Genomic DNA, 25,387 nt, shown 5'->3' with positions numbered 1-25,387 from the left:
GGGAAAAGTTTCCTTCGTTCCTGCGAAAATGACGAAGCCGTGCGCGAAAGAGTCGAAGCCGTGACGTCACGAAGCATTAACGGATCCCTGTGAAGTTGCTGAGCGTCGTAAAGTTTGCGTCGATGGGGTTCAGTACACGTGGGGATGACGAATGCCGCAGATCTCGCCGCTGGTCGCCGGCGATCCCACCGAGCTGGGGTCCTTCCGGCTGTCCGGGCGGATCGGGGAGGGCGGCCAGGGCATCGTCTACCTGGGCGTCGACGACAAGGGCGAGCGGGCCGCGATCAAGCTGCTGCACGTCAAGTTCAGCGGTGACACCATCGCCAGGTCGAGGTTCGCCAGGGAGCTGAAGGCGGCGCAGCGGGTGGCGTCGTTCTGCACGGCCCGGGTGATGGAGGCCGATCTCGACGGCGACACGCCGTACATCGCCAGCGAGTACATCGACGGCCGGCCCCTGCGCGAGATCATCGAGGAGGACGGCCCGCTCACCGGCACCGTGCTCGACCGGCTGGCCATCGGCACCGCCACCGCGCTCACGGCGATCCACCACGCCTCGATCGTCCACCGCGACTTCAAGCCCGACAACGTGCTGATCGCCGCCGACGGGCCGCGCGTGGTCGACTTCGGCATCGCCCGGATCATCGACTCCACCGGCACGATCACCAGCCGCGCGATCGGCACCCCCGCCTACATGGCGCCCGAGCAGATCGCCGGCGACGACATCGGGCCCTACACCGACGTGTTCTCCTGGGGCGCCACCATCGCCTTCGCGGCGACCGGGGAGGTGGCCTTCGAGGGCAAGTCCATCGCGATGGTGCTCAACCGGATCCTCAACCACGAGGTCGACGTCGGCATGATGCACGAGCCGCTGCAGAGCGTGGTGCGCTCGGCGCTGGCGAAGTCGCCGGCTGAACGCCCCTCCGCCGACCAGATCCTGCTGCGGCTGCTCGGCCAGGCGTCCACCGTCGGGGCCTCCACGGCGGTGCTGACCCGGGGCGTGCAGGTGGCCAGCGACGACACCACGCCGTTCACCAGGGTGTCGGCCGGCTCGATCACGGAGCAGCCGGGCCGCCAGGGCACCGTGGCGCCGCCGTCCCAGACCGGTGCGGGTGCGGCGCCGTCGTCCACGAGCGGCGGACCCGTGCCGCACGCCCAGGCCCGTGGCGGGCTGTCCCAGCTGACCACGCACGGCTCACCGGCGCAGCAGCAGGAGCACCGCACGACCGGGCAGACGGGATCGGCTCCGCTCACCGGACCCTCGGGGCAGGTGGGCGCGCCGTACGCCGGCCCCGCGCCGCAGGACGGAGGCGGGCCGCCGTACCCGATGGCCGAGCCCGCCGGGCCCGAGCGCAGCCGGCGGGCGCGGGTGTGGCTGGGTGTGCTCACCGCGCTCGCGCTGCTGGCCGCCGCCGCGATCGCGCTGGTCATGAACGGCTGGAGCCCTCTGGCCTTCACCGGCGACACGACCCCGGAGCGCACGTCCAACACGGGCTCCGGCTCCGGCCTGTCCTCGGTCGTGGACAAGGTGGCCCAGACCGGGAAGATCGTCATCGGCGTCAAGGGCGACCTGCCGGGCGTCGGGCTGCAGAACGGCGACGCCTTCCAGGGCTTCGACGTCGAGATCGCCAAACGCCTGGCGACGGGGTTGGGGGCCAGGCAGACGACGTTCGTCAGGGTCGGACGCGACGACCGCGCGTCGTCGCTGGCCGACGGCGGGACCGACCTCATCGTCGCCACCTACTCGATCGACAAGAGCGACACCCAGTTCGCCGGCCCCTACTACCTCGCCCACCAGGACCTCCTCGTGCACGCGGGCGCCGGGATCGACGAGCTCGGCGATCTGAAGGGCAAGCGCATCTGCGCGCCCAACAGCCCGTCGGTCGGCGCCGTCCAGGACCGGGTGAAGGTCGTGCCGGTGGTGGCCAGCGACTACGCCGCCTGCATGGACCTGCTCAGGAGCGGGAAGGTCGACGCGGTGCCCGGTGACGACCTGATCCTGGCCGGCTTCGCGGCCAGGGAGAACCTGCGGTACAAGATCCTCGGCGCGAAGCTGACCAACGAGCGCTACGCCGTCGGGATCAGGGACGGCGACGTGAAGACCTGCAAGGCGGTGAAGGCGGTGATCGCCGACCTCTACGCCAAGGGCGTGGTCGGGCAGCTCCTGACCAGCCATTTCGGAAAGGTCGAGTTCAAAGCGGAGCTGAAAGTGCCCGCGATGGAAACCTGCTGATGACGAGCGGGTAACATCCCCAACGTCAATGAATCACGCTGCGAGTTAGGGGAAGGCCATGGCGTCGTCAGCCACTGCGCCCGTCAAGGTACCGGTCAAGGTGACAGTCACCGGAGCCGCCGGCCAGATCGGCTACGCACTGCTTTTCCGCATCGCGTCGGGGCAGCTGCTCGGCGCCGACGTGCCGGTCAAGCTCAGCCTGCTGGAGATCCCCGCGGCGGTGAAGGCGGCCGAGGGCACCGCGATGGAGCTGGACGACTGCGCGTTCCCGCTGCTGTCCGGGATCGAGATCACCGACGACCCGAACGTCGCGTTCAACGGCGCGAACGTCGCCCTGCTGGTCGGCGCCATGCCGCGTAAGGCCGGCATGGAGCGCGGCGACCTGCTCGGCGCCAACGGCGGCATCTTCGGCCCGCAGGGCAAGGCGATCAACGAGCACGCCGCCGACGACATCAAGGTCCTGGTCGTGGGCAACCCGGCCAACACCAACGCGCTCATCGCCCAGAAGAACGCGCCCGACGTGCCGGCCGACCGCTTCACCGCGATGACCAGGCTCGACCACAACCGCGCGCTGTCGCAGCTGGCGGCCAAGCTCCAGGTGCCGGTCACCGAGATCAAGAAGATGACGATCTGGGGCAACCACTCCGCCACCCAATACCCCGACCTGTTCCACGCCGAGGTGGGCGGCAAGGTCGCGGCCGAGCAGGTCGAGTCCGAGTGGCTGAGCGGCACGTTCATCCCGACGGTGGCCAAGCGCGGCGCCGCCATCATCGAGGCCCGCGGCGCCTCGTCGGCCGCCTCGGCCGCCAACGCCGCGATCGACCACGTCTACGACTGGGTCAACGGCACCGAGTGGACCTCCGCCGCCGTGGTCTCCGACGGCTCCTACGGCGTGCCGGAGGGCCTCATCTCGTCCTTCCCCGTCAGGGCGGCGGGCGGCAAGTTCGAGATCATCCAGGGCCTCGACATCGACGCCTTCTCCCGCGAGCGCATCGACGCCAGCGTGCGCGAGCTGGAGGAGGAGCGTCAGGCGGTCAAGGAGCTGGGCCTTATTTGAGCGGTCCCCACGTTCCATCGAGCGCGCGCGTCCCGTCGGCGGGGGCGCGCGCGTTCTGCTGTACCTGCTGTACGGCGGGTCGGCCCGGCAGTGCGGGCGCCGTTCATCCGGGGCTCGCCTCGTCGCAGGGCCACGGCAGGATCGCCGCGGCGGACTGGGGGGTGGCGAAGATCACGCCGGCCGCGGCCAGGAGGCTGGCGGCCACGATGAGCCCGCCGAAGATCAGCTTCGTGACCCTTGGTGAAAAGCTCCTCACATTTCGATATCACAGCACACATTGCCCCGCCGTATGGCTCATTTCCCGGAAAGCGCTCCCCAGGCGTCGGAGACGATGTCGCGCAGCGACGCCCGTTCGGGCTTCCAGCCCAGCTCACGCTGGATCCGCGCGGACGAGGCGACCAGGACGGCCGGATCGCCGGCGCGCCGCTCGCCCACGACGGCCGGGATCTCGTGCCCGGTGACCTCGCGGCAGACCGAGATCACCTCCTGCACGGAGAAGCCGGTGCCGTTGCCCAGGTTGTAGATCCGGTGCTCGCCGGGCGTGATCGCCCCGAGCGCCAGCAGGTGGGCCCTGGCCAGGTCGGACACGTGGACGTAGTCGCGCACGCAGGTGCCGTCGGGCGTCGGGTAGTCGGTGCCGAACACGCTCACCGATTCGCGCTCGCCGGTCGCGACCTTGAGCACGTTGGGGATGAGGTGGGTCTCGACGGCGTGCCGCTCGCGGAAGCGGTCGTAGGCGCCCGCCACGTTGAAGTAGCGCAGGCTCACCGCGCCCAGCCCGCGCAGCCCCGCGTAGGCGCTCAGGGCCGTGTCCACGGCCAGTTTCGAGGCGCCGTAGGGGTTGGTCGGGCGCGTCGGGTCGTCCTCCTCGATCGGGGAGCGCTCGGGCTCGCCGTACGTGGCCGCCGTCGAGGAGAACACGATCGAGCCCACGCCCGCGTCGCGCATGGCGTCGAGCAGCGCCAGCGTGCCGCCCAGGTTGTTGGCCCAGTAGAGCCCCGGCTTCTGCACCGACTCGCCGACCAGCGACTTGGCCGCGAAGTGCAGCACCGCGTCCACGCCGGCGAGCGCGGGCCCGGCCTCGTGGATGCCGGCCCGGACGAACCTGGCGCCCTCCGGGACCGCGTCCTCGTGCCCGGTCGACAGGTCGTCGAGCACGGTCACCTCGTGTCCCGCCTCGACGAGCTGCGCGGCGACGACACTGCCGACATATCCGGCACCACCGGTGACCAGCAGCCTCATGTTCACTCCTGTTCAAATATGTTTGATTTTGTACGGCTTGCCGTTCAGCATACGCGGGAAACCCGGCGAGTACGCTGCCAACCACCATGTTTGACACCGTCGCGGCCAACATCGCCCTGGTCCTGCTCTTCATCCTGATCGGGGGCTTCTTCGCCGCCGCAGAAATCGCCATGGTCTCCCTGCGTGACAGTCAGGTCCGCAAGCTCTCGCAGCGCGGGCGCAGGGGCGAGCGCGTGGCCAAGCTCGCCCGCGATCCCAACCGGTTCCTGTCGGCCGTGCAGATCGGCGTGACCGTGGCCACCATGCTGTCGGCCGCGTTCGGCGCCGACCGGCTGGCCGCGCAGCTCGTCCCCGTGCTGACGGGCTGGCGCGTGCCCGAGGCCGTGGCGCCCGTCCTGGCGCTGGTGCTGGTGACGCTGGCCATCTCGTACGCGTCGCTGGTCCTCGGCGAGCTGGCGCCCAAGCGGCTGGCCCTGCAACGGGCGGAGGGCCTGTCCCTGTACGTGGCGCCCTTCCTCGACCGGATCGCCTCACTGTCGCGCCCGATCATCTGGATGTTGTCGAAGTCCACCGACGGCGTGGTCAAACTGCTCGGCGGCAATCCGAACGCCGACCGGGAGGAGGTCACCACCGAGGAACTGCGTGACATGGTGGTCGGGCACACCGACCTGACCGCCGACGAGCGCAAGCTCATCGGTGAGGTGTTCGCCGCCGGCAAGCGGCAACTGCGCGAGGTGATGCTGCCGCGCACGGAGGTCGAGTTCATGGAGGCCGACACGCCGCTGAACGAGGCCGCCCGGCTGGCCGCCACGCTCCCGCACTCACGCTTTCCCGTCTATCGCGGCTCCTACGACGAGGTGGTCGGCTTCGTCCACGTACGCGACCTGCTCGACCCGGAGCTGATCGGGCGGATCGAGCCGATCAGCGCGGTCGTGCCGATCAGGACGGCCAAGTTCGTGCCCGCCTCCAAGCGCCTGCTCTCCACGCTCAACGAGATGCGCGACGAGGGCCAGCACCTGGCCATCGTGGTGGACGAGTACGGCGGCACGGCCGGCATCGTCACCATGGAGGACCTGGTCGAGGAGTTGATCGGCGACATCAGGGACGAGTACGACATCGAGGAGGACGTCGTCGTCCTGCCCGCCGGCGAGATCGAGATCGACGGCCTGACGAACCTCAACGACTTCGCCACCGAGACCGGCATCCGGCTCCCGGACGGCCCCTACGAGACGCTGGCCGGCTTCGTCATGGCCATGCTGGGCCACCTTCCGGAGGAGGGGGAACGGGTCGAGCTGGCCGGGTTCGAACTGACCGTCACCGAGCTGGACGGCCGCCGAATCGCCCGGGTACGGGTGAAACGCCGACCGGTGACCGAGTCGCCGCCCGACCAGGATTCCTGACACAATTGCCTGCTATGGCCAGACCTCGTGTACTCTCCGGCATCCAGCCCACGGCGGACTCTTTCCATCTGGGCAACTACCTGGGTGCCGTCCGCCAGTGGGTCACCTTGCAGGAGACCCACGACGCGTTCTACTGCGTGGTCGATCTCCACGCGATCACCGTGCCGACCGAGCCCGCCGCGCTGCGCCGCCGCAGCCGGGTGGCCGCGGCCCAGCTCTTCGCCGCAGGGCTCGACCCCGAGCGCTCCACCGTCTTCGTGCAGTCGCACGTGCGCGAGCACACCGAGCTGGCGTGGGTGCTGATCTGCCTCACCGGCATGGGTGAGGCCGCCAGGATGACGCAGTTCAAGGACAAGTCGGCCAAGTTCGGCGAGAGCGCGGCCAGTGTCGGGCTGTTCACCTACCCGATCCTCCAGGCCGCCGACATCCTGCTCTACCAGGCGAACCGGGTCCCGGTCGGCGCCGACCAGAAGCAGCACCTCGAACTCACCCGTGACCTGGGGCAGCGCTTCAACCACCGGTTCGGCGACACGTTCACGCTGCCGGAGCCGCACATCCTCAAGGAGGTCGAGAAGATCACCGACCTCCAGGACCCGACGGCGAAGATGTCGAAGTCGTCCTCCAGCCCGGCGGGCATCCTCGACGTCCTGGAGCAGCCGGGGCCGCTGCGCAAGAAGGTCATGCGCGCGGTGACCGACACGGGCTCCGAGGTCCTCTTCGACGAGGAGAACAAGCCCGGCATCTCCAACCTGCTGCGCATCCTGTCCGCGCTGACCACCACGCCCATCCCCGAGCTGGTCGCCCGCTACGAGGGTCAGGGCTACGGCACGTTCAAGAAGGACGTCGCTGAGGCGGTCGTGGAGACGTTCTCGCCGATCAGGGAGCGCACCGAGAAGCTGCTGTCCGACGAGGCCGAGCTGGACCGGCTGCTGGCGATCGGCGCCGGGCGCGCCGCCGCGGTGGCCAAGGAGACCATGGCTCTCGTCCGCGAGCGGGTGGGCTTCCTGCCCACGCTGTGACCTCACGGCCGTCAAGGGCCGGGCGCGCCGATCGACCGGCGCGCCCGGCCTTTTTCGCCCCGGTCCCCGAGCCCGCCCCGGCCCGGGGACGGGCCGCTCATCTCGTCCGCGCCGCCCGGTGCACGCGCAGCAGGGCCCGCAGGGCCGCCAGGCTGGGCCTGGTGAGACGTACGTCGCCACGGACGGCGGTCCAGCCGGACGGATCCCGTTCGAAGGTCCATCCGGAGAACTCGCGGTTCGCCTCCTGCAGCAGGTGTTCCATGACGAAGTCGGCACTCGGCGCACTAGACATGAACGCACAGTGGCATGTGAACGCCTGTGCGTGACGAACTCGGGCGAAAGATCTCCCCGTTCGCGATGACCGAACTCCCAGTTCGTACGTCAGCCGGGGATACCTCAGATGGGGATGTCGTGCCGTTCGGCCAGATAGCGGACCTCAGGCGCCCACGACGGCCGCGCCCGGCGCGCCAGTGACCTGACCATCTCCCGCAGCAGCAGCTTGTGGTCGAGCTCCTCCGGGCATTCCCGCTCGATCCGCAGCAGGTGGAGCAGGCTGGCGGCGTCGTCGCCCAGGTCCTCGCAGGCGCGGGCGACATGGCCGAGGTGGGTGGCGCGCCGCTCGATGGACGGCGTGCGCCGCAGGTCGATGTCGTCGGCCAGGCGCAGCACCGCCTCGGGGCGGCCGATGTCGTGCTCGATGCTGGCGACGTGGATGGCGACGTTGGTGGGCCCGAAGAAGGCCAGGTCGTAGTCGGCCGAGGCGTCGTCCACGCGTTCGGCCAGCCGCGCGGCGGGCCCGCGCAGACGTTCCCTGGCCCCGTCGTCGTCGCCCATCCTGGCCTCGCCGATCGCGGTGAGCAGGTGCAGCGCGCCGAGCGCCTTGAGATGGCGATCGTCGCCGTCGGCGACGTGCGGTTCGAGCAGTTCGATGCCGCGCCGGCCGACGTCGTACGCGATCTCGTGCATGTCGTCGGAGAGCATCGACTGTCCGAGGTTCCAGTACGCCCACGCGATCATCAGCGCGTCCTCGGACTCCTCGGCGAAGCGCATGGCCCGGTCGGCCGCGAGATGCGACAGATCCACCCGCCGCAGGTGCTTCAGCACCCCCCTGGCCAGCAGGTAAGCGTCCGTCGCCACACGGTAGGAGCTCGGCGTGTGATCGAGCACCAGGTTCTCGGCGTCGGTGACGAGGGAGGGCAGCGCGGCCATGAGGATCGAGTAGCGGCGGGTCGAGGTGAACCAGGCGCTGCGCGCCGCGGCCACCCGTTCGGCGAGCTGCTCGGCGTCGGGCGGCTCGATGTCGGGCGCCAGCGACCGGCACGTGAACAGGGCCCGCTCGATGTCGCCGATCTGCGGCCTGCTGGGCTCATGGGAGTCGCGCGGGGTCTCGCCTAAGAGGACCGCGGTGCGGACGCCGAGCACTTTGGCGATCTCCCTGAGCAGCGGCAGCGACGGTGTTCGCTTGCCGTGCTCGATCAGCTCGATGTGCCTGGGGGTGCACCCGGACTGGGTGGCCAGCGCGGTGGTGCTCATGCCCCGCCGTTCGCGCTGAAGCCTGACCATTTGCCCGGTGGCTATTTCGGACATAGGCGTGACGCCTCCTGGATCGGTCCCAACACCCCACAGGTTAGGGCTCCCGATGTCCGCCCGTATGGGTTTCCGCCCTGCTCAGGCCGTATCACGCGGAGAACGGCGGGTCGGCGGGCGCTCCCGGGGAACGCGTAGAAGATTCATGTTTCGGTCGCGGTCAGGAGCGCGAGCAGGCCGTCCTCATCGGGCGGACGCCCATCGGGGGGCGCTGGTCAGGCCGGGCACCCAAGGCCGGGCACCCAAGGCCGGGCACCCAAGGCCGGGCACCCAAGGCCGGGCACCCAGGGGCGGGCGCTCAGCGGAAGCGGCGGCGGCCCACGTGGATCAGCAGTTCGCGGAGTGCGTCGGCGGCCTGGCGCACCGTCTCCTCCGGCAGCGCCGCGGTGATCTCGGTGTGGGCCCTGGTCGAGGCTTCGAGGGCCGTCCTGGCCTGGCGCCGGCCCTCGTCCGTCAGCCGGACCCAGCGGCTGCGCGCGTCGCCGGGATCGGCCTCGCGCTCGACGTATCCGGCCGCCGCCAGCCGCTGCAGCACGTTGCTGATGCCGCCCGAGGTGAGCATCAGCGACTTCGACAGCTCGCTCGGCTTCATCCGGTACGGCGGATCGTCGACCCGGTTGAGCGTCGTCAGCACGTCGAACTCGGCGTAGGTCAGCCCCAGCTCCGACAGCTCAGCCTTGATCGCCTGCTCGAACAGCAGGTTGAGGCGGGTGACCCGCTTGCCCAGCTCCAGCGTGGCGATGAGCGACGACGGCAGCCCCGCCTCTTTCCAGCGGGGCACGAGCGCGTCGATCTCATCCTGTTTCACGCCATCGAGGATACCCAGCAGCAGATTGCTTTCTGAAAAGCTTCTGAATAAGCTTTCGAGTATGCATAGTCTGATCAAGAACGGCCTCGTCATCGACACCGACCCGGAGCCCGTCGTCCTCGGCCACGCCGACGTGCGCGTCCAGGACGGCGTGATCACCGAAGTGGGCCGGGACCTGCCCGAGGCCCAGGGAGCGGAGGTGGCGGAGGTGATCGACGCGACCGGGCGGATCGTGCTGCCCGGCTTCGTCGACACCCACCGCCACACCTGGCAGGCGGGCATCAGGGCGGCCGCACCTGACGTCGACTTCCCGCAGTACATGCATCGCGTCTTCGACGAGCTGGCCCCGCGCCACCGCCCCCAGGACGTCTACGCGGGCACCCTGGCCGGGGCGCTGGAGTGCCTGGACGCCGGCATCACCACGCTCCTCGACTGGTCCCACGCCCAGTTCACCCCCGAGCACACCGGCGCCTCCGTCCGGGCTCTGCGCGAGTCCGGCATCAGGGCCGTCTTCGGCTACTGCTACGGCGGCCCGCCCGGCGGGCTGGTCGCGGAGACCCGCCGGGTGCGCGAGACGCTCTTCGACACGCCCGGCCTGGTCAGCATGGCGATGGCGGCCCTCGGCCCCGAGATCGCGGGGGAGGAGCGCGCCCTGGAGGAGTGGCGGCTGGCGGAGGAGCTGGGCCTGCCGGTCACCGCGCACCTCGGCGGGCACGGCAGGGAGAACGCGGTCAAAGGGCTCGCCTTCCTGGAGGAACACGGGCTGCTGGCCGTTCCCACCACGTTCGTGCACGCGCTGCACTACACCGACGAGGAGTTCCGGCGCATCGCCGCCGCGGGCGGCACCGCCTCGGTCTCGCCGGTGGACGAGATGAACCTGGGCCTGGGCTACCCCACCACCGGCCGGGCCAGGGCGGCGGGCGTCCCGACCAGCTTGAGCGCCGACACCGTGGTGTGCGCCCCCGGCGACATGTTCAGCCAGATGCGCACCGCCCACCTGCTCGAACGCGGCCGCCCCGACGGCGCGGGGCTCGGCTTCACCACCCGCGACGCGCTGCGCCTGGCCACCATCGAGGGCGCTGAGGTGCTCGGCCTGGCCGGCGTCGTCGGCTCGCTGCGGCCGGGCAAGCAGGCCGACCTCGTGCTCCTGCGTACGGACACGTTCGGCATGGCCGCCGCCCACGACCCGATCGGCGCGGTCGTGCTGAACGCCGACACCAGCGTGGTCGAGACGGTCATGGTCGCCGGGCGTGTGGTCAAGCGCGGTGGGCAGTTGCTCCACCACGACCCGGCAGCGGTGCGCACGGCCCTGGCGGAGACGGCGGCCGCGGTGGCAGGGACGTGATCACGGGGTAGGAGCAGCCCCGGGAAGAGGGGCGGGCGATGGCGAGTCTGACGGAACGCGTCGAGTCGGTGAAGTCGTGGGGCCGGGCCAAGGTGGAGCGGTGGCGGGTGCGCCGGCTCTCGCTCGACCACCTCATCAGGGCGGTGCGGCGCTACCAGGCGCAGACCGGCGACCTGCTGGCGGGCGCGGTCACCTACTTCGCGTTCCTGTCCTTCTTCCCGCTGGTGGCGCTCTCGTACGCGGTGCTCGGGTTCGCGGTGGCGACCAGCGACGCCACCAGGGACGCCCTGCAGCAGGCGATCGAGGAACGGCTGCCCGGCATCGCTGAGAACCTCGACCTGGCGAGCATCGCCACCGCCAGGGAGACCGCCGGGATCATCGGTCTGCTCGGCCTGCTCTACGCCGGGCTCGGCGCGCTCGACGCGCTGCGCACGGCGCTGCGGGAGATGACGATGACCACCACGCCGCCGCTCGGCTTCTTCGTCGGCAAGCTGCGCGACCTGGCCGCGCTGGTCATGATCGGCGTGACGGCGATCGTTTCCGTGCTGGTCGCCGGGTTCGCCACGACGGCCACGGATCAGGTCCTGCACTACCTGTTCGGCGGGTCAGCGCTGGCCGGCCTCGGGCTCAGGGTGGCCGGGGTGGTGGCGAGCGTGGGGGCCGACTGGCTGCTGTTCGTGATCCTGCTCGGCTGGGTCGGGCGGTCGGCCCAGCCGTTCCGTGAGATCGCCAAGGGGGCGCTGCTCGGGGCGGTCGGGTTCGGCGTGCTCAAGCAGATCGCGACGCTGCTGCTGGCGAGCACGCTCGGCAACTCGGCGCTGTACGGCACGTTCGCGGTCATCGTCGGCCTGCTGGTCTGGATCAACTTCTCGGCCAGGCTCGTGCTCCTCGTCGCCGCCTGGACGGCCACCGCCGGGCTCTGCCCGCCCCCTTTCCCCACGCCGATCCCGGGCTCAGGTCCCAGCTCAGATACCGGCTCCAGCTCGGAGGGGGAGGGCAGGCTCTCAGAGGCGTGAGCGGGTGCGCCTGCGGTGGATGCCGTACGCGAGCCAGATCAGCCCGAACAGCAGCCCGCCGCCGATCACCAGCGAGCCGATCATCCTGGTGTCGTCGGTCTGCCTGCCCGCCGCCGAGTCGAGCAGCGGCGGCTGCGCGGCCGGCGTGACCGAGGTGCCCGGCGAGGCGGAGGCGGCCGGCGCAGGCGCCGCGACCGGGAGCGGATCGACCAGCTGCCCGACGGGGGCGGCCTTGCCCCGCACCGAGAAGCCCCAGTCCAGCAGCGAGGCGACCTCTTCCCAGAAGAAGCCCTCGTGCCGCATGATGCTCACCACGATCGTATGGCCGCCCCGGGTGGCCGCGCCGACGAAGCTCGCGCGGGCCTTCGACGTCCAGCCGTTCTTGACGCCGACCATGCCGTTGTAGCGCCAGAGCAGCTTGTTGTGGTTGCTGATCTCGTAGTGCCCTCTGGGCGCCGGGAACTTCGTGGTCTTCGTGCTGATGTAGCGCTTGAAGTCCGGGTTGGCCAGGCCGGCGCGGGCGATCAGCGCCAGGTCGTACGCGGAGCTGCTCTGCCCCGGCTTGTCCAGGCCGCTCGGCGTCTTGGCCACGGTGTCGAACGCCTGCAGCCGCTTGGCCTCGGCGTTCATGTCACTCATGGTCTTGTCGAGGCCGCCGTTCGTCTCGGCCAGGGCCATGGCGGCGTCGTTGCCCGACGACATCAGCAGGCCCTTGAACAGGTCGTCGATCTTGTACGTCGCCTTGACCGACAGCCCGACCGCGCTGCCCTCCTGGTTGCAGGCGTTCCTGCTGGGCCGGATCTTGCGGTCCTTGTCCAGCTTCGGGATCAGCGTGAGCGCGGTCAGCGCCTTCAGCGTGCTGGCCGGCAGATAGCGCCCGTGGGCGTCCTTCGCCGCCAGCACCTGCCCCGTGTCGGCGTCCGCGATGACGTACGAAGTAGCCTTGCTCTTGGGCGGCTTCTTGACGCCTGCGGGGGCGACCAGTCCGCGGCTGCCCAGCGCCTCGCCGCCGACCGGGGTCGTCGGCGCGGCGTACGCGGTCCCGCTGGTGAGCGAGGCCGCGGCGATGAGTGCCGTGACCGGCACGAGTTTCGTCCACATGGCGGTCTCAGCGTAGCTCCGTGTTAATGCCCATGTGGCGACACATCCCCCGAAGATCCACCTTCGATACTAGAGAGGCGCATGTGTCACGAAAGCTGGCCGCATTCCTCATCATTCTCGGCGTGTTTATGATCTTCGAGTGGGTGAATCTCGGGTTTAACTTGGCCGACGGGCATCCGACCGCCTTCTACGTCGTGCACGGCATCCTGATCGCGGTGAACGTCGTCCTCGGGGTCGTCCTGGGGATCATCGGCTGGAGGGCCGTACGTGGCTCCGGGTCCGGCTCCGATGGGGGCGCCGCCCTCAAGGGCCGCAGAGGAGACGGCGGGTGACGGCGTGCAGCTCGTCGGCCTCCTCGCGCGAGTCGCCGATCGAGGTGAAGCCCAGCTTGCCGTGCTCGGGCAGCGCGCCGAGCAGGTGGAAGACGTTCCCGGTACGCCGGTTCGCGTCGAAGCCGAGCCCGAGGCGTTCCGCCGTCCGCATCACCTCGCCGGGCGTACGCCCACGCAGGCATGACGAAGCGCAGTTGTCGGTCGCGGTGTAGAACTTCGGCTGATTTCCGGACATGAGATGACCGGTGGCCTCGTCGTACGTGGCCCCGGTCGTCAGCACGGCGGCCCCGAACGGATGCGTCGTGCCGCCGATCCGCAGATTGATCTCGCACAGCAGCGCCGCGTACCCGGCGTCGGCCTTCAGCGCGAAGAAGTCCATCCCGAACAGCCCGACCACGCCCCGCTCCGCCAGCACCTCCGCGATCCGCCGCGCCGACGAGCCCACCTCGGCGCGGTACTCGGGCGCGGCGGGGAACGTGCAGCCCTGGTAGACCTGCCCGTTCGGGCCGCCGAGCACCTGGTCGTGGGTGGCGAGCACCTGGGCCTGCCCGCCCGGCGTGATCTGCGCCAGCGCGCTCGGGTAGTAGAGCGGGCGGTGTTCGATGTACTCCTCGACCACGGCCCCCCGGTCGCGGATCTTCGCGGTGAAGCTGCCCCAGCTCTCACCCGCCGCCGAGAAGCTCGTCATCGCCCGGTCGGACTTCGGGACGATCACGTTGCCGAGCCCCGAGTACCCGTCGTTGAGCTTGACGATCACCCGCTCACCGGGCAGCGCCTCGATCGCCTCCTCGATCTGGAGTTCGGTGCGCACGTCGCCGAAACCCCGCGCCATCGGCACGCCGGCCTCGTGTCCCACTTCCCTGGCCCCGCTCTTGGAGCCGTAATAGGAAAGGGACGTCGCCGGTCCGTAGAGGGGCACGTTGAGTAACGACGCGAGCTGCTCCTCCAGCTCGCTCAGGACGAACGGCACCAGCCAAGCGTCACCGACGATCGCGGAGCGTAGTTGCTCGATGGCGTCGGGGCGGTCGAGCAGGTTCCTGGTCAACGGCTGGGACCAGGGCTCGTCGAGGCTGATCAGCGTCAGACGCTTGGCGGCGTCATCCGGATCGGGCAGGAACGAGAGGTAGTAGTCGACGATCTCGGGGTCGACCGGGGCCGAGGAGAGGTAGACCACCTTGACGCCGGGCTCGCGGAGCGTCAGCAGGAGGAACAGCAGGCGTTCCTCGTACGACCTGGCTCCCGTGATCCGGCGCAGCTCATCCTGCGGAAGGGAGAGCGAGGGTACGACCACCAGGGTCCCCTCACTCGGCTCGAAGATGCTCAACCCAGCATTCTTCTCCCCGAACGGGATATTAGTGATCATATAGCGAGTGAAACACGCATTCTTCTCAAAGACAGCCATCGCTAGAGTGTGATGACCATGACAGAAGGTGACAGGATTCGGAATCGCTGACCACGTTTGAACTGACAGCATCGGGTCACGATCTACTGATCCCTTGTGACTATTTCCGGGTCAGCCGGACCGGCACGGAGCGTGACGACCTGCGGTTACGGTCGTGTCATCGGCTAACTTTTGGTGTGACTGTCGGCGCGAAGCGGCATGAGAGCGATAAAGTCGAAGCATCGCCATCGGGCTCACGGCCGACCGCTGTGCTCCCGGCCTGAGCGGCGCTCGCGACGATGAATGCGAAGCCCGTGCTGACGATCTCGCGCACCGAAACCAGTGGGTGTGTCTTTGGATTCGCCGAGCGGCCGCTCTAACCGGGTGGCCACCACGGGATGGGATGGTTTATTTGACGCGCATGAGCCGCGATGGCCGACACGTGTGGGGCCGCGCGGCATGGGACAGGATGGTGACATATGCGGGGACGTGAGCTTCGGGGGGAACTCGACGCGTTCCTGGCGGGGATGGAGCAGGACCTCGTGGCCTTCCGCCGCGACCTGCACATGCACCCCGAACTGGCCTTCGCCGAATATCGCACCACGCAGCGGATCGCCGAGCGGCTCACCGCCGCCGGGCTGACCCCTTCGGTGCTGCCGCGAGGCACGGGGCTGATCTGCGACGTGGGCAGCGGCGACGGGCCGACCATCGCGTTGCGGGCCGACATCGACGCGCTGCCGCTGCAGGACGAGAAGGACGTGGCCTACCGCTCGACCGTGGCGGGAGCCTGCCACGCCTGCGGCCACGACGTGCACACCACGGTGCTGCTCGGCACCTCGCTCTTCCTCGCCCAGCAGGCCGCCGCCGGGCTGCTGCCCGGCCGCGTACGCCTGATCTTCCAGCCCGCCGAGGAGCTGCCCGGCGGCGCGCTTGAGGTCATGGCCCAAGGCGGCATCAGCGGCGTCGACCGCATCTTCGGCCTCCACTGCGACCCGCGGGTCGACGTCGGCCAGCTCGGCCTGCGGACCGGGCCCATCACCTCCGCCTGCGACAAGATCGCCGTGCGGGTGTCCGGGCCCGGCGGCCACACCGCCCGTCCCCACCTGACCGCCGACCTCGTCTTCGCGCTGGCCAAGATCCTCACCGAGCTGCCCGCCGCGCTGTCGCGCCGGGTCGACCCGCGCTCGTCGCTCAGCCTCGTCTGGGGCAAGGTCGTCGCGGGCTCGGCGGCCAACGCCATCCCCGACGACGGGGTGGCCGAGGGCACCGTGCGCTGCCTCGACGAGGACGCCTGGCACGCCGCCCCCGACCTGATCAAGTCGCTGCTGGAGTCGGTCGCGAGCGCCTACGGCGTCGAGGCCACCCTTGACTACACGCGCGGGGTGCCGCCGGTCGTCAACGACGAGGTCAGCGTCGAGATGCTGAGCGAGGCGGCCGAGCAGGCGCTGGGCGCGGGGGCGGTCGTCCCCACGCAGCAGTCGCTCGGCGGCGAGGACTTCGCCTGGTACCTGGAGTCGATCCCCGGAGCGTTCGCCCGGCTCGGCACGCGCTCGCCCGACGGGATTACGTACGACATCCACCAGGGCACGTTCGACGTGGACGAGCAGGCCATCGCCATGGGGGTCAGGGTCATGGCCACCACGGCGCTGACCTCGCTGTGGGAGGTCGGGCCGCTCGACTCGATCACCAGCGCCATGGCCTGAACCCGCCGCCCGGCCGGAGACACCGTCCCCGCCGGCCCGCTCCCTCTCCGCCGCACCGCGGCGGAGGTTTCCTGGGGGGAGCGGGCGGCGGGGTCGTTTTTTCCCTGGCCTGAGTGGGTGACTCAGAACAGCTTGCCGAGCACCACCGGGAGGTGGAGGGCCGACTGGCCGGGCGAGACGGTGACCTTGGTGCCGGCCGGATAACGCAGGGTGTAGTCGTAGTCGGTCGAGATGATCACCAGACCCAGCCGGTGTCCCTTCTTGAACAGGTAGTCGGTCGGCTGGAAGTCCCAGGTGAAGGAGTACTCCTTGCCGGGCCGCAACGGTTCCGTGCGGTCGGCGCGGTGCCGGTTGCGGACGTCGAGCCAGCCCCTGGTGACGATCTTGTACGGGGTCGTGGAGGTGCCGAGCGTGCGCAGGACGGTGCAGCCGGTGTCACCGGGGATGCCCTGGCCGTAACAGTAGTTCTGGCCGGTCGAGACCAGGCTCCCGTTGGGCCGCACGTCGGTGCCGTAGTCCACCAGCAGCGCCGTCAGGTACGGCGAGGCCCCGTCCTTCATGGAGGCCCGCACCGACACGGTCGGCGTGCCTGAGACGCGTACGTCGGCGGGCAGCGCCTTGGTCGTGTACGCCAGCCGGTTCGGGTCCGCCCCCACCGCCTCCACGAGCTGCTCGGCCGTCCTCGTCTTCTGGTCCGTGAACGACTCCTTGGCCGTGCGCGGGCGCGGGAACAGACCCAGCGACGAGCCGGACCCCGGGTGGAGCGGCACGGTGACGGTGCCGGGCAGCGGCCATGAGGCGTGCCGGCCCCACTGACCGGGCGCGATCTCCACGTCGGCCTGCGGCTCGCGCATGATGCCCGAGTCGATGCCGTACAGCCAGTGGTCGAACCAGCCGTGCAGCTGGCGCAGCCACTCCTCCGTACGCAGGTTGAAGGGGTTCATGTGGGTGCCCTGGTGCAGCCAGATCTTGCGCGGCACGTGCCGCTTGGCCAGGGCGTACCACCACTGCGCGAACTGCTTGGTCTTGACGTTCCAGTCGTTGAGCCCGTGCACGACGAAGACGCTGGCCTTGACCTTGCGCACGTCGTTCAGGTAATTGCGGGCGTCCCAGAGCGGGCTGTAGTCGCCGGTGATCCGGTCCTGGGTGGCGGTCAGCTGATCCATCAGCCCGCCGCACACCTCCTGGCCGTTCTCCCGAGTCAGCACGTACTTGGCGAGCACGTCGAGGTCTTCGCCCTGGAACCCGCCTGGGGCCAGGACGCCGCCGTTGGCGCGGTAGTAGTCGTACCAGCTGGAGATGGCGGCGATCGGGACGATCGTCTCCAGGCCCTTGACGCCGGTGGCGGCGACGGCGTTCGGCAGCGTGCCGTTGTAGGAGACGCCGATCATGCCGACCTTGCCGGTCGCCCAGGTGGCCTGGACCGGGGCGCCCGCGGCGTCGAAGCCCTTGGCGCGGCCGTTCAGCCAGTCGATGGCGGCCTTCGGTCCGGCCGTCTCGTTGCGGTCGCCCGAGGTGGGGCAGCCGGTGGCGCGGCCGCTGCCGATGTTCTCGACCAGGGCGATGGCGTAGCCGCGGGGCACGAAGTAGTTGTCGTAGTAGCCGTCGAACGGCTCGGCGGCCAGCTTGGGCGAGGCGGACCTCAGCGCGGGCAGCGGGTTGCCGTTCGCGTCCACGTCCACGGGGTGGTTGGCGACGTCGTTGCCGCCCGCGTAGTACGGGCTCGCCTCCATGATGACCGGGACCTTCAGCCCCTGGTCGGTCTCCTTGGGCCGCAGGATGTCCACGGCCACCCGGTCCGGCTTGCCGTCGTTGTCGCTGTCGGTGCCCGCGACCTCGACGAACACCGTCTGGCTGATGGCGTCCGCCCGGGAGAAGATCGGCTGGGTGGCGTTGTTCTCGACCTTGATCGCGGGGGTGGCCGGCGTGGCCGCGGCGGGCGCGGTGCCCGCCAGGCTCGCCACCAACAGTGCGGTCAATGGCACGATGAGCTTGGATAAAGCCTTGCGTGGGTGCATGCGGGGCTCCGATATGAGGTTTCCACCGTCGGTGGGAATCTCTGACACGATGGGGGTTCGGGGCAAGGGGTGATCGTGCACCAAAGTTGGGCAAAATTTCGTCGAGCCCCTGCTGTGTCACGAAACTGCGACACAGGTCACGGACGCGACTGATGTCGATAACGGACAGGTTGCGACCCTGTGTCCCGGTTTGGTTGGCCCTGGTCAAGCAACTATCTTCCGTGCAGGTGCCGTACGTTTCTTCGCGCCTGCGATGAGATTCGGCGGCGGGGAAATGGAAGGGAGTCGCCTTGCTCGGCAAGCGATTCAACAGGATGGCGCTCGGCTCGGTCGCCGGCGTCATGCTCATGGCAGCGGCCGCCTGTGGTGGCGGCGATGGTGGGGGCACCACGGCGAGTCAGGAGCCGACCGGCGCGGCCAGCGAGGCGCCGAAGGACGCGCTCAAGGTGGGTCTCGCGTTCGACGTCGGCGGGCGCGGTGACAAGTCCTTCAACGACGCCGCCTACGCCGGCCTGGAGAAGGCCAAGACGGACCTCGGTGCCGAGATCAAGGAGCTGAGCCCGTCCGCCGACGGCTCCAACCGCGGCGACCTGCTGCGCCAGCTCGCGGACGCCGGCTACAACCCGATCATCGGGGTCGGCTTCGCCTACGGCGAGGACATCAAGAAGACCGCAGAGGAATACCCGGACATCCAGTTCGCGGTCGTCGACTCCGCCTCCAACGCGCCCAACGTGACCGGCCTGCTGTTCGCCGAGGAGCAGGGCTCCTACCTGGCGGGCGTGGCCGCGGCGAACAAGTCGGAGAGCGGCCACGTCGGCTTCGTCGGCGGCGTCGAGTCCGACCTGATCAAGAAGTTCGAGGCCGGCTTCGTGGCCGGGGTGAAGTCGGTCAAGGCCGATGCCAAGATCGACGTCACGTACCTCACCCCCGACGGCGACTTCTCCGGCTTCAGGGCCCCCGACAAGGGCAAGGTCGCGGCCGAGAAGATGTACCAGGACGGCGCCGACATCGTCTACCACGCCTCCGGCGACTCCGGCCTCGGCGTGTTCCAGGCGGCCGCCGCGGCCAAGAAGAAGGCCATCGGCGTCGACTCCGACCAGCGCCAGACGGTCAAGGAGACCGACCTGCAGTCGGTCATCATGACCTCGATGCTCAAGCGCGTGGACGTCGGCGTCTTCGAGTTCATCAAGGCCTTCCAGGGCGGCGCCAAGGGCGGCTCGAACGTGACGTACGACCTCAAGGTCGACGGCGTCGGTCTGTCCACCACCGGCGGCGAGATCGACGACATCAAGGACAAGCTCGACGCTGCCAAGAAGGACATCGTCGACGGCAAGATCACGGTTCCGGCCAAGCCGTAACCGGGGTATGAGTGACAGATGAGGGCCCGGAGTCCGTAAACTTCGGGCCTTCTGTCTATGTCGCCCACCCGCTCTAGGAGAGGCGAAATGAGTGCTGACACCCTGGCCACGGCGCGACCCGCCGTAGAGCTGGAGGGCATCACCAAGCGTTTCCCCGGTGTCGTCGCGAACCACGACATCCGCATCACCGTCCAGCCCGGCACGGTGCACGCCATCGTCGGGGAGAACGGCGCGGGCAAGTCCACCCTGATGAAGATCCTCTACGGCATGCAGAAGCCGGACGAGGGGACGATCAAGGTCAACGGCACGGAGGTCAGCTTCCGCACGCCGAGCGATGCCATCGAGGTCGGGATCGGCATGGTGCACCAGCACTTCATGCTCGCCGACAACTTCACGGTGCTGGAGAACATCATTCTCGGCGCCGAGCCGAAACGGGCCGGGCGGCTCGACACGGCCGCGGCCCGCAAGCGCATCACCGAGCTGGCCGCCGCCCACGGCCTGCGTGTCGATCCCGACCGGCTGGTCGAGGACCTCGGCGTCGGTGACCGCCAGCGGGTCGAGATCCTCAAGGTGCTCTATCGCGGCGCCCGCATCCTCATCCTCGACGAGCCGACCGCCGTGCTCGTGCCGCAGGAGGTGGACGAGCTCTTCCAGAACCTGCGCGAGCTCAAGGCCGAGGGCCTGACGGTCATCTTCATCTCCCACAAGCTCGACGAGGTGCTCGGCATCGCCGACGCCATCACCGTGATCCGCCGCGGCACCACCGTCGCCAGCGTCGATCCGGGCGACGTCACCGCGCGCCAGCTCGCCGAGCTGATGGTGGGCAGCGAGCTGCCGACCCCCGAGACCCGAGAGTCCACGGTGACCGACACGGTCGCGCTGCGGGTCTCCGAGCTCACCGTGGAGGCCGACGGCCACCACCCCCTGCCCAAGGGCGTCTCCGTCGGCGACTACGCCGCCCGGCTGCGCGCCGAGGGCAAGCGGCTGCTGCTCGACGAGGTCTCGCTGCGGGTGCGCAAGGGCGAGATCCTGGGCATCGCCGGCGTCGAGGGCAACGGGCAGTCGGAGCTGATCGAGGCCATCATGGGCATCCGCGCCGCGCACGGCCGCGTCGAGCTGAACGGGCGCGACATCAGCGGCTGGTCCACGCTGCGCCGCCGCGAGGCCGGCATCGGCTACATCCCGGAGGACCGGCACCGCCAGGGCCTGCTCCTGGAGGCCTCGCTCTGGGAGAACCGGGTGCTCGGCCACCAGACCAGGAAGCCCGCGCGCAACGGCATCTGGGTGGACCGGCGCGCCTCCAAGGCCGACACTCAGCGCATCATCGAGGCGTACGACGTCCGCACCCCCGGCGTCGACACACTGGCCCTGGCCCTGTCGGGCGGCAACCAGCAGAAGCTGATCGTGGGCCGCGAGATGAGCGGCGAGCCCGCGTTCCTCATCGCCGCGCACCCCACGCGCGGCGTGGACGTCGGCGCCCAGGCCGCCATCTGGGACCATCTGCGCGACGCCCGCGCCGCCGGGCTGGCCGTGCTGCTCATCTCCGCCGACCTCGACGAGCTGATCGGCCTGTCCGACTCGATCCAGGTCATCTACCGCGGCCGGCTCGTGGCCGCGCTCGACCCTTCCGAGATCACGCCCGAACGGCTGGGCGGTTACATGACCGGCGCGATCGTCGGCACTGAGGAGACGTGATGCCCGCCGGGCTCAACCGGGCGCTGCTCACCGTCGCCGGCGCCGCCGTCGCCGTCGTCCTGGCGATCGCGATCTGCAGTGTGGCCATCGTCATCGCGGGCGGCAGCCCGCTCGACGCGCTGGCCGCCTTCTTCGACTTCGGCAGAAGCGAGTCGGCGGAGTCGAACGCCGTCGCCGTCTTCCTCAACCGGGCGGTGCCGCTGTTCATCGCCGGGCTGGCGGTGGCCGTCGGCTTCCGCATGAACCTCTTCAACATCGGCGTCGAGGGCCAGTACCGCATCGCGGCCCTCTGCGCCGCGTACGTGGGCTCCACCTTCACCGCCCCCGCCCCCGTCCAGATCGGGGTCATCATCCTGGTCGCGGCCGCGGTGGGCGGCCTGTACGCGCTCATCCCCGCCGTCATGAAGGTGACCAGGGGCGTGAACGAGGTCATCTCCACGATCATGCTCAACTACATCGCCATCGCCGTGTCGGCCTATTTGGTCCGCGGCCCCTTCGCGGGCGAGCGCGCGCAGGGCCAGCTCACCACGACCACCCCGCCGCTGCCGCCGTCCGGCATGTTCCCCGACCTGAACTTCGTCTTCGAGTGGTTCGGCATGGTGACGCCTACCCGCAACGGCGGCCTGTGGGGCTTCCTCATCGTGGCCGTCGTGCTCGGCGTGGTGATCTGGCTCGTGCTGGAGCGCACGCGGTTCGGCTTCAACGTCAAGGCCAGCGGGCTCAACGGGCCCGCCGCGCTGGCCTCCGGCGTCAACCCCAAGACGATGATCATCGCGGCCATGGTGCTGTCCGGCGGGATCGCCGGGCTCATCGGTCTGCCCGAGATCCTCGGCGACCGGGGCGCGTTCGGCTCCAACTTCACCGCCGGCCTGGGCTTCCTCGGCATCGCGGTGGCGCTGCTCGGCCGTAACAAGCCGCTCGGCATCGCGATCGCCGCGCTGCTGTTCGCCTTCCTCGACCGGGCCCAGGGCGCGCTGCAGTTCGCCGACATCCCCGCGTCCGTCGTCACGATCATCCAGGGCGCGATCGTGCTGCTGGTCGTCGTGGCCAACGAGGTGACCAACCGGATCGCGCTCAGACTCGAAGAACGGCGAGCCGCCCAGCAGCTCGGCCGGAACACCCCCGTTGAGGTGGCCGCATGAGCAGGGTCCGCAAATACCACCTGGCGCTCATCGGCGTCGCCGGGCTCATCGTGGTGGTGTCGCTGGTCCGCGTGCTGACCGGCTTCGACGACCTCACCTCCTCCGGCACGGTCGCCGCCGCGCTGCTGCTGGCCGTGCCGATCGCGCTGGCCGGTCTCGGCGGCCTGTGGGCCGAACGGGCCGGCGTGGTCAACATCGGCCTCGAAGGCATGATGGTGCTCGGCACCTGGTTCGCCGGCTGGGCCGGATACCAGTGGGGTCCCCTGGGGGCGCTGGCCGCCGGGCTGATCGGCGGCGCGCTCGGTGGGCTGCTGCACGCCATCGCGACCGTGTCGTTCGGCGTCGACCACATCATCAGCGGCGTCGCCATCAACCTGCTCGGCCCCGGCATCACCCGCTTCCTGTCGGAGGTCCTCTACAAGGAGGGCACGCCGGCCGCCGAGGCGGGCGCCGGCATCACCACCTCGCCCGCCGTCTCCGGGCAGACGCCGGAGTTCAACCTGCCGATCCTGTCCTCAGGGCCCGACCTGCTCGGCCAGTTGGAGAGCACCCACTGGTTCCTGGTCGCCGACCTGGCCGGTGTCCTGCGCGGGGTCACGCACAACCTCAACGTGCTGGTCATCCTGGCCGTGCTGCTGCTGCCGCTGACGTTCTACGTGCTCTGGCACACCGCCTTCGGCCTGCGGCTGCGCTCGGCCGGCGAGAACCCGTGGGCGGCCGAGTCGCTCGGCGTCAACGTCTACCGGATCAAGTACGCGGCCGTCGTCATCTCCGGCGCCTTCGCCGGCCTCGGCGGCGTGTTCCTGGTCTTCGTCTCCGACAAGTACGTCGAGGGCCAGACACAGGGGCGCGGCTTCATCGGCCTGGCCGCCATGATCTTCGGCAACTGGCGGCCCGGCGGCCTCGCGGCCGGCTCCGCGTTGTTCGGTTACGCCAACAGCCTGCAACTGCGCAGCGCCCCCGCGGTCAACACGTTCTTCCTGTTCGGTGCGGTGCTGCTGCTGGTCTACCTCGGCCTGCAGATCCGCCGCCTGACCGCCGCCGACCGGCCGGTCGAGCTGGCCGCCCCGGGGCCGCGCCAGTACACCCTGATGGGCCTGGCCGCGCTCGGCGCCGTCTTCCTGGTCTGGCTCTGGCTGACCATCGACCAGCTGCCCAACGACTTCATCTTCATCACGCCACACGTGCTCACGCTGCTCGTGCTCCTGGTCGCCTCGCAGCGCCTGCGGATGCCCAAGGCCGACGGCGTCAGCTATCGCCGGGGGGAACAACATTGAACATCGACTGGGACGGCCTGCGGGACGAGGCCAGGGAGGCCATGCGGCACGCGTACGCGCCGTACTCGAAATTCCCCGTGGGGGCGGCCGCGCTGGTCGACGACGGGAGGATCGTCACCGGCTGCAACGTCGAGAACGCCTCCTACGGCCTCGGCCTGTGCGCCGAGTGCGGCCTCGTCTCGGCGCTGCAGCGCTCCGGCGGCGGCCGGCTGGTGGCCTTCACCTGCGTGGACGGCCACGGTGAGCTGCTCATGCCGTGCGGGCGCTGCCGCCAGCTCCTGTACGAGTTCGGCGGCGAAGACCTGGTGCTGGAGACCGAGGACGGGCCGAAGCGCATGGCCGAGATCCTGCCGTACGCGTTCGGGCCGCAGGACCTCAGCAGGAGCGCGTGATGGACGCCATCGAGGTCATCCGCGCCAAGCGTGACCGGGGCGAGCTGACCACGGAGCAGATCGACTGGGTGATCGGCGCCTACACGCGCGGCGACGTCGCCGACGAGCAGATGTCCGCGCTGGCCATGGCGATCCTGCTGAACGGCATGAACCGGCGCGAGATCGCCGACTGGACCCAGGCCATGATCCGCTCGGGCGAGCGCATGGACTGGTCGGTGCTCGACCGGCCCACGGCCGACAAGCACTCGACCGGCGGGGTCGGCGACAAGATCACGCTGCCGCTGGCGCCGCTGGTGGCGGCCTGCGGAGCGTACGTGCCGCAGTTGTCGGGCCGCGGGCTCGGCCACACCGGCGGCACCCTGGACAAGATGGAGGCGATCCCCGGCTGGCGGGCCTCGCTGTCCAACGACGAGATGCTGGGCGTGCTGCGCGCGGCGGGCGCGGTCGTGTGCGCGGCCGGCTCCGGGCTGGCCCCGGCCGACAAGAAGCTCTACGCCCTGCGCGACGTCACCGGCACCGTCGAGTCGATCCCGCTGATCGCCTCGTCCATCATGTCGAAGAAGATCGCCGAGGGGACGGGCTCGCTCGTCCTCGACGTGAAGGTGGGTTCGGGCGCGTTCATGAAGAACGTCGCCGACGCCAGGGAGCTGGCCGAGACCATGGTCGCGCTCGGGACCGACGCCGGGGTGCGCACGGTCGCGCTGCTGACCGCGATGGACCGGCCGCTCGGGCGGGCCGTGGGCAACGCGCTGGAGGTCGAGGAGTCGGTCGAGGTGCTGGCCGGCGGGGGTCCCGCCGACGTGGTCGAGCTGACCGTACGGCTGGCGCGGGAAATGCTGGCGGCCGCAGGGGTGTCCTCGGGCAAGGACCCTGAGCAGGCGCTGAAGGACGGCTCGGCGATGGACGCCTGGCGGCGCATGATCGCGGCTCAGGGCGGAGACCCGGACGCGCTGCTGCCCAGGGCGGCTGAGACGATGACCGTGGAGGCGCCCGCATCCGGGGTGCTGACGCGGTTGGACGCGTACGCGGTGGGGCTGGCCGCCTGGCGGCTCGGGGCCGGGCGGGCGCGCAAGGAGGACCCGGTCTCGGCGGGCGCCGGGGTCGTGCTGCATGCCAAACCGGGGGATCTGGTACGGGCCGGGCAGCCGTTGCTGACGCTGCACACGGACGAGACGTCGCGTTTCGATCGGGCGGTCGAGGCGTTGCGGGACGGCTATGCGGTGGGGGAGGCGAGCGAGGAGCAGTTGCCGCTGGTCATCGACCGCATCACCGCCTCGTAGCCCT

22 protein-coding genes are annotated in these 25,387 nt (G+C 70.0%); 14 read left to right on the top strand and 8 right to left on the bottom strand.

What is annotated here, in order from left to right; genetic code table 11:
• Nucleotides 1–151 precede the first annotated feature (151 nt).
• Both AB0C27_RS24375 and AB0C27_RS24370 read left to right on the top strand, forming a co-directional pair.
• Nucleotides 152–2,230 (top strand): transporter substrate-binding domain-containing protein, encoded by a 2,079-nt coding sequence (locus AB0C27_RS24375; protein ID WP_357847733.1) that lies wholly within the window; start codon nucleotides 152–154, stop codon nucleotides 2,228–2,230.
• A gap of 58 nt (nucleotides 2,231–2,288) precedes the next feature.
• Nucleotides 2,289–3,287 carry a malate dehydrogenase gene (locus tag AB0C27_RS24370; RefSeq protein ID WP_357847731.1) on the top strand — a complete coding sequence of 333 codons (999 nt, stop codon included), beginning with the start codon at nucleotides 2,289–2,291 and terminating at the stop codon, nucleotides 3,285–3,287.
• A gap of 103 nt (nucleotides 3,288–3,390) precedes the next feature.
• On the opposite strand, the gene AB0C27_RS24365 is transcribed toward AB0C27_RS24370, so the two are convergent.
• Nucleotides 3,391–3,543 carry a hypothetical protein gene (locus tag AB0C27_RS24365; protein ID WP_357847729.1) on the bottom strand — a complete coding sequence of 51 codons (153 nt, stop codon included), beginning with the start codon at nucleotides 3,541–3,543 and terminating at the stop codon, nucleotides 3,391–3,393.
• Nucleotides 3,544–3,581: 38 nt separating this feature from the next.
• Nucleotides 3,582–4,529 carry a UDP-glucose 4-epimerase GalE gene (galE, locus tag AB0C27_RS24360; RefSeq protein WP_357847727.1) on the bottom strand — a complete coding sequence of 316 codons (948 nt, stop codon included), beginning with the start codon at nucleotides 4,527–4,529 and terminating at the stop codon, nucleotides 3,582–3,584.
• A gap of 86 nt (nucleotides 4,530–4,615) precedes the next feature.
• Between galE and AB0C27_RS24355 the strand changes: the two genes are divergently transcribed.
• The gene (locus AB0C27_RS24355) at nucleotides 4,616–5,929 is read left to right on the top strand and encodes a hemolysin family protein (protein WP_357847725.1); all 1,314 of its coding nucleotides are present in this window, start codon (nucleotides 4,616–4,618) and stop codon (nucleotides 5,927–5,929) included.
• A gap of 14 nt (nucleotides 5,930–5,943) precedes the next feature.
• The gene (trpS, locus tag AB0C27_RS24350) at nucleotides 5,944–6,948 is read left to right on the top strand and encodes a tryptophan--tRNA ligase (protein ID WP_346109641.1); all 1,005 of its coding nucleotides are present in this window, start codon (nucleotides 5,944–5,946) and stop codon (nucleotides 6,946–6,948) included.
• 97 nt (nucleotides 6,949–7,045) lie between these two features.
• Here the strand turns inward: trpS and AB0C27_RS24345 are convergent, their stop codons facing one another.
• The 3 genes from AB0C27_RS24345 to AB0C27_RS24335 all read right to left on the bottom strand — a co-directional run bounded on the left by AB0C27_RS24345 (nucleotide 7,046) and on the right by AB0C27_RS24335 (nucleotide 9,343).
• Nucleotides 7,046–7,240 (bottom strand): hypothetical protein, encoded by a 195-nt coding sequence (locus AB0C27_RS24345; RefSeq protein WP_346109640.1) that lies wholly within the window; start codon nucleotides 7,238–7,240, stop codon nucleotides 7,046–7,048.
• Between the two features lie 104 nt (nucleotides 7,241–7,344).
• A complete protein-coding gene (locus AB0C27_RS24340; protein ID WP_357847722.1) occupies nucleotides 7,345–8,511 on the bottom strand; it encodes a helix-turn-helix transcriptional regulator in 1,167 nt (388 codons plus the stop codon).
• Between the two features lie 322 nt (nucleotides 8,512–8,833).
• Nucleotides 8,834–9,343, bottom strand: a complete 510-nt coding sequence (locus tag AB0C27_RS24335) for a MarR family winged helix-turn-helix transcriptional regulator (protein ID WP_357847720.1) — start codon at nucleotides 9,341–9,343, stop codon at nucleotides 8,834–8,836.
• A 61-nt stretch (nucleotides 9,344–9,404) separates the two neighbouring features.
• Here AB0C27_RS24335 and AB0C27_RS24330 point away from each other — a divergent pair, with 61 nt between their 5' ends.
• Nucleotides 9,405–10,688, top strand: a complete 1,284-nt coding sequence (locus AB0C27_RS24330) for an amidohydrolase family protein (protein ID WP_357847718.1) — start codon at nucleotides 9,405–9,407, stop codon at nucleotides 10,686–10,688.
• 38 nt (nucleotides 10,689–10,726) lie between these two features.
• A complete protein-coding gene (locus AB0C27_RS24325) occupies nucleotides 10,727–11,704 on the top strand; it encodes a YihY/virulence factor BrkB family protein (protein ID WP_357847716.1) in 978 nt (325 codons plus the stop codon).
• Here AB0C27_RS24325 and AB0C27_RS24320 read toward each other — a convergent pair.
• The gene (locus AB0C27_RS24320) at nucleotides 11,693–12,805 is read right to left on the bottom strand and encodes a D-alanyl-D-alanine carboxypeptidase (RefSeq protein ID WP_357847714.1); all 1,113 of its coding nucleotides are present in this window, start codon (nucleotides 12,803–12,805) and stop codon (nucleotides 11,693–11,695) included. The genes AB0C27_RS24325 and AB0C27_RS24320 overlap by 12 nt on opposite strands.
• A gap of 143 nt (nucleotides 12,806–12,948) precedes the next feature.
• Here AB0C27_RS24320 and AB0C27_RS24315 point away from each other — a divergent pair, with 143 nt between their 5' ends.
• The gene (locus AB0C27_RS24315) at nucleotides 12,949–13,137 is read left to right on the top strand and encodes a hypothetical protein (RefSeq protein WP_357847712.1); all 189 of its coding nucleotides are present in this window, start codon (nucleotides 12,949–12,951) and stop codon (nucleotides 13,135–13,137) included.
• Here AB0C27_RS24315 and AB0C27_RS24310 read toward each other — a convergent pair.
• Nucleotides 13,109–14,461 carry a peptide ligase PGM1-related protein gene (locus tag AB0C27_RS24310; RefSeq protein ID WP_357847710.1) on the bottom strand — a complete coding sequence of 451 codons (1,353 nt, stop codon included), beginning with the start codon at nucleotides 14,459–14,461 and terminating at the stop codon, nucleotides 13,109–13,111. The genes AB0C27_RS24315 and AB0C27_RS24310 overlap by 29 nt on opposite strands.
• A gap of 536 nt (nucleotides 14,462–14,997) precedes the next feature.
• On the opposite strand from AB0C27_RS24310, the gene AB0C27_RS24305 reads away from it, so the two are divergent.
• On the top strand, nucleotides 14,998–16,221 hold the full coding sequence (locus tag AB0C27_RS24305) for a M20 family metallopeptidase (RefSeq protein ID WP_357847708.1): 1,224 nt from the start codon (nucleotides 14,998–15,000) through the stop codon (nucleotides 16,219–16,221).
• Between the two features lie 122 nt (nucleotides 16,222–16,343).
• Here AB0C27_RS24305 and AB0C27_RS24300 read toward each other — a convergent pair whose 3' ends face one another.
• Nucleotides 16,344–18,206 (bottom strand): Xaa-Pro dipeptidyl-peptidase, encoded by a 1,863-nt coding sequence (locus tag AB0C27_RS24300; RefSeq protein WP_357847706.1) that lies wholly within the window; start codon nucleotides 18,204–18,206, stop codon nucleotides 16,344–16,346.
• Nucleotides 18,207–18,529: 323 nt separating this feature from the next.
• Between AB0C27_RS24300 and AB0C27_RS24295 the strand changes: the two genes are divergently transcribed.
• The 6 genes from AB0C27_RS24295 to AB0C27_RS24270 all read left to right on the top strand — a co-directional run bounded on the left by AB0C27_RS24295 (nucleotide 18,530) and on the right by AB0C27_RS24270 (nucleotide 25,383).
• Entirely contained in the window at nucleotides 18,530–19,597 is a 1,068-nt protein-coding gene (locus AB0C27_RS24295; RefSeq protein ID WP_357847704.1) for a BMP family ABC transporter substrate-binding protein, read from the top strand.
• 87 nt (nucleotides 19,598–19,684) lie between these two features.
• Nucleotides 19,685–21,292 carry an ABC transporter ATP-binding protein gene (locus tag AB0C27_RS24290; protein ID WP_357847702.1) on the top strand — a complete coding sequence of 536 codons (1,608 nt, stop codon included), beginning with the start codon at nucleotides 19,685–19,687 and terminating at the stop codon, nucleotides 21,290–21,292.
• Nucleotides 21,292–22,434 carry an ABC transporter permease gene (locus AB0C27_RS24285; protein ID WP_357847700.1) on the top strand — a complete coding sequence of 381 codons (1,143 nt, stop codon included), beginning with the start codon at nucleotides 21,292–21,294 and terminating at the stop codon, nucleotides 22,432–22,434. The genes AB0C27_RS24290 and AB0C27_RS24285 overlap by 1 nt, the downstream gene beginning before the upstream one ends.
• Nucleotides 22,431–23,711: an ABC transporter permease gene (locus AB0C27_RS24280; protein ID WP_357847698.1), complete on the top strand. Its 1,281-nt coding sequence runs from the start codon at nucleotides 22,431–22,433 to the stop codon at nucleotides 23,709–23,711. The genes AB0C27_RS24285 and AB0C27_RS24280 overlap by 4 nt, the downstream gene beginning before the upstream one ends.
• Complete coding sequence (locus tag AB0C27_RS24275) at nucleotides 23,708–24,103, top strand: cytidine deaminase (protein ID WP_346109626.1); 396 nt, start codon at nucleotides 23,708–23,710, stop codon at nucleotides 24,101–24,103. Before AB0C27_RS24280 ends, AB0C27_RS24275 begins: the two co-directional genes overlap by 4 nt.
• Nucleotides 24,103–25,383, top strand: coding sequence for a thymidine phosphorylase (locus tag AB0C27_RS24270; RefSeq protein ID WP_357847695.1), 1,281 nt, complete (start codon nucleotides 24,103–24,105; stop codon nucleotides 25,381–25,383). The genes AB0C27_RS24275 and AB0C27_RS24270 overlap by 1 nt, the downstream gene beginning before the upstream one ends.
• Nucleotides 25,384–25,387 lie beyond the last annotated feature (4 nt).

The organism is Nonomuraea sp. NPDC048882 (genome assembly GCF_040649755.1).
GTDB lineage: Bacteria > Actinomycetota > Actinomycetes > Streptosporangiales > Streptosporangiaceae > Nonomuraea > Nonomuraea maheshkhaliensis.
The sequence above is the reverse complement of the archived record's forward strand: the minus strand, read 5'-3'. Positions and strand labels throughout refer to the sequence as shown.

Coding starts and splice junctions, on each gene's coding strand:
- AB0C27_RS24375 (WP_357847733.1), top strand. CDS start 152: ATGCCGCAGATCTCGCCGCTGGTCGCCGGCGATCCCACCGAGCTGGGG.
- AB0C27_RS24370 (WP_357847731.1), top strand. CDS start 2,289: ATGGCGTCGTCAGCCACTGCGCCCGTCAAGGTACCGGTCAAGGTGACA.
- galE (WP_357847727.1), bottom strand. CDS start 4,529: ATGAGGCTGCTGGTCACCGGTGGTGCCGGATATGTCGGCAGTGTCGTC.
- AB0C27_RS24355 (WP_357847725.1), top strand. CDS start 4,616: ATGTTTGACACCGTCGCGGCCAACATCGCCCTGGTCCTGCTCTTCATC.
- trpS (WP_346109641.1), top strand. CDS start 5,944: ATGGCCAGACCTCGTGTACTCTCCGGCATCCAGCCCACGGCGGACTCT.
- AB0C27_RS24345 (WP_346109640.1), bottom strand. CDS start 7,240: ATGTCTAGTGCGCCGAGTGCCGACTTCGTCATGGAACACCTGCTGCAG.
- AB0C27_RS24340 (WP_357847722.1), bottom strand. CDS start 8,511: ATGGTCAGGCTTCAGCGCGAACGGCGGGGCATGAGCACCACCGCGCTG.
- AB0C27_RS24330 (WP_357847718.1), top strand. CDS start 9,405: ATGCATAGTCTGATCAAGAACGGCCTCGTCATCGACACCGACCCGGAG.
- AB0C27_RS24325 (WP_357847716.1), top strand. CDS start 10,727: ATGGCGAGTCTGACGGAACGCGTCGAGTCGGTGAAGTCGTGGGGCCGG.
- AB0C27_RS24320 (WP_357847714.1), bottom strand. CDS start 12,805: ATGTGGACGAAACTCGTGCCGGTCACGGCACTCATCGCCGCGGCCTCG.
- AB0C27_RS24305 (WP_357847708.1), top strand. CDS start 14,998: ATGCGGGGACGTGAGCTTCGGGGGGAACTCGACGCGTTCCTGGCGGGG.
- AB0C27_RS24290 (WP_357847702.1), top strand. CDS start 19,685: ATGAGTGCTGACACCCTGGCCACGGCGCGACCCGCCGTAGAGCTGGAG.
- AB0C27_RS24285 (WP_357847700.1), top strand. CDS start 21,292: ATGCCCGCCGGGCTCAACCGGGCGCTGCTCACCGTCGCCGGCGCCGCC.
- AB0C27_RS24280 (WP_357847698.1), top strand. CDS start 22,431: ATGAGCAGGGTCCGCAAATACCACCTGGCGCTCATCGGCGTCGCCGGG.
- AB0C27_RS24270 (WP_357847695.1), top strand. CDS start 24,103: ATGGACGCCATCGAGGTCATCCGCGCCAAGCGTGACCGGGGCGAGCTG.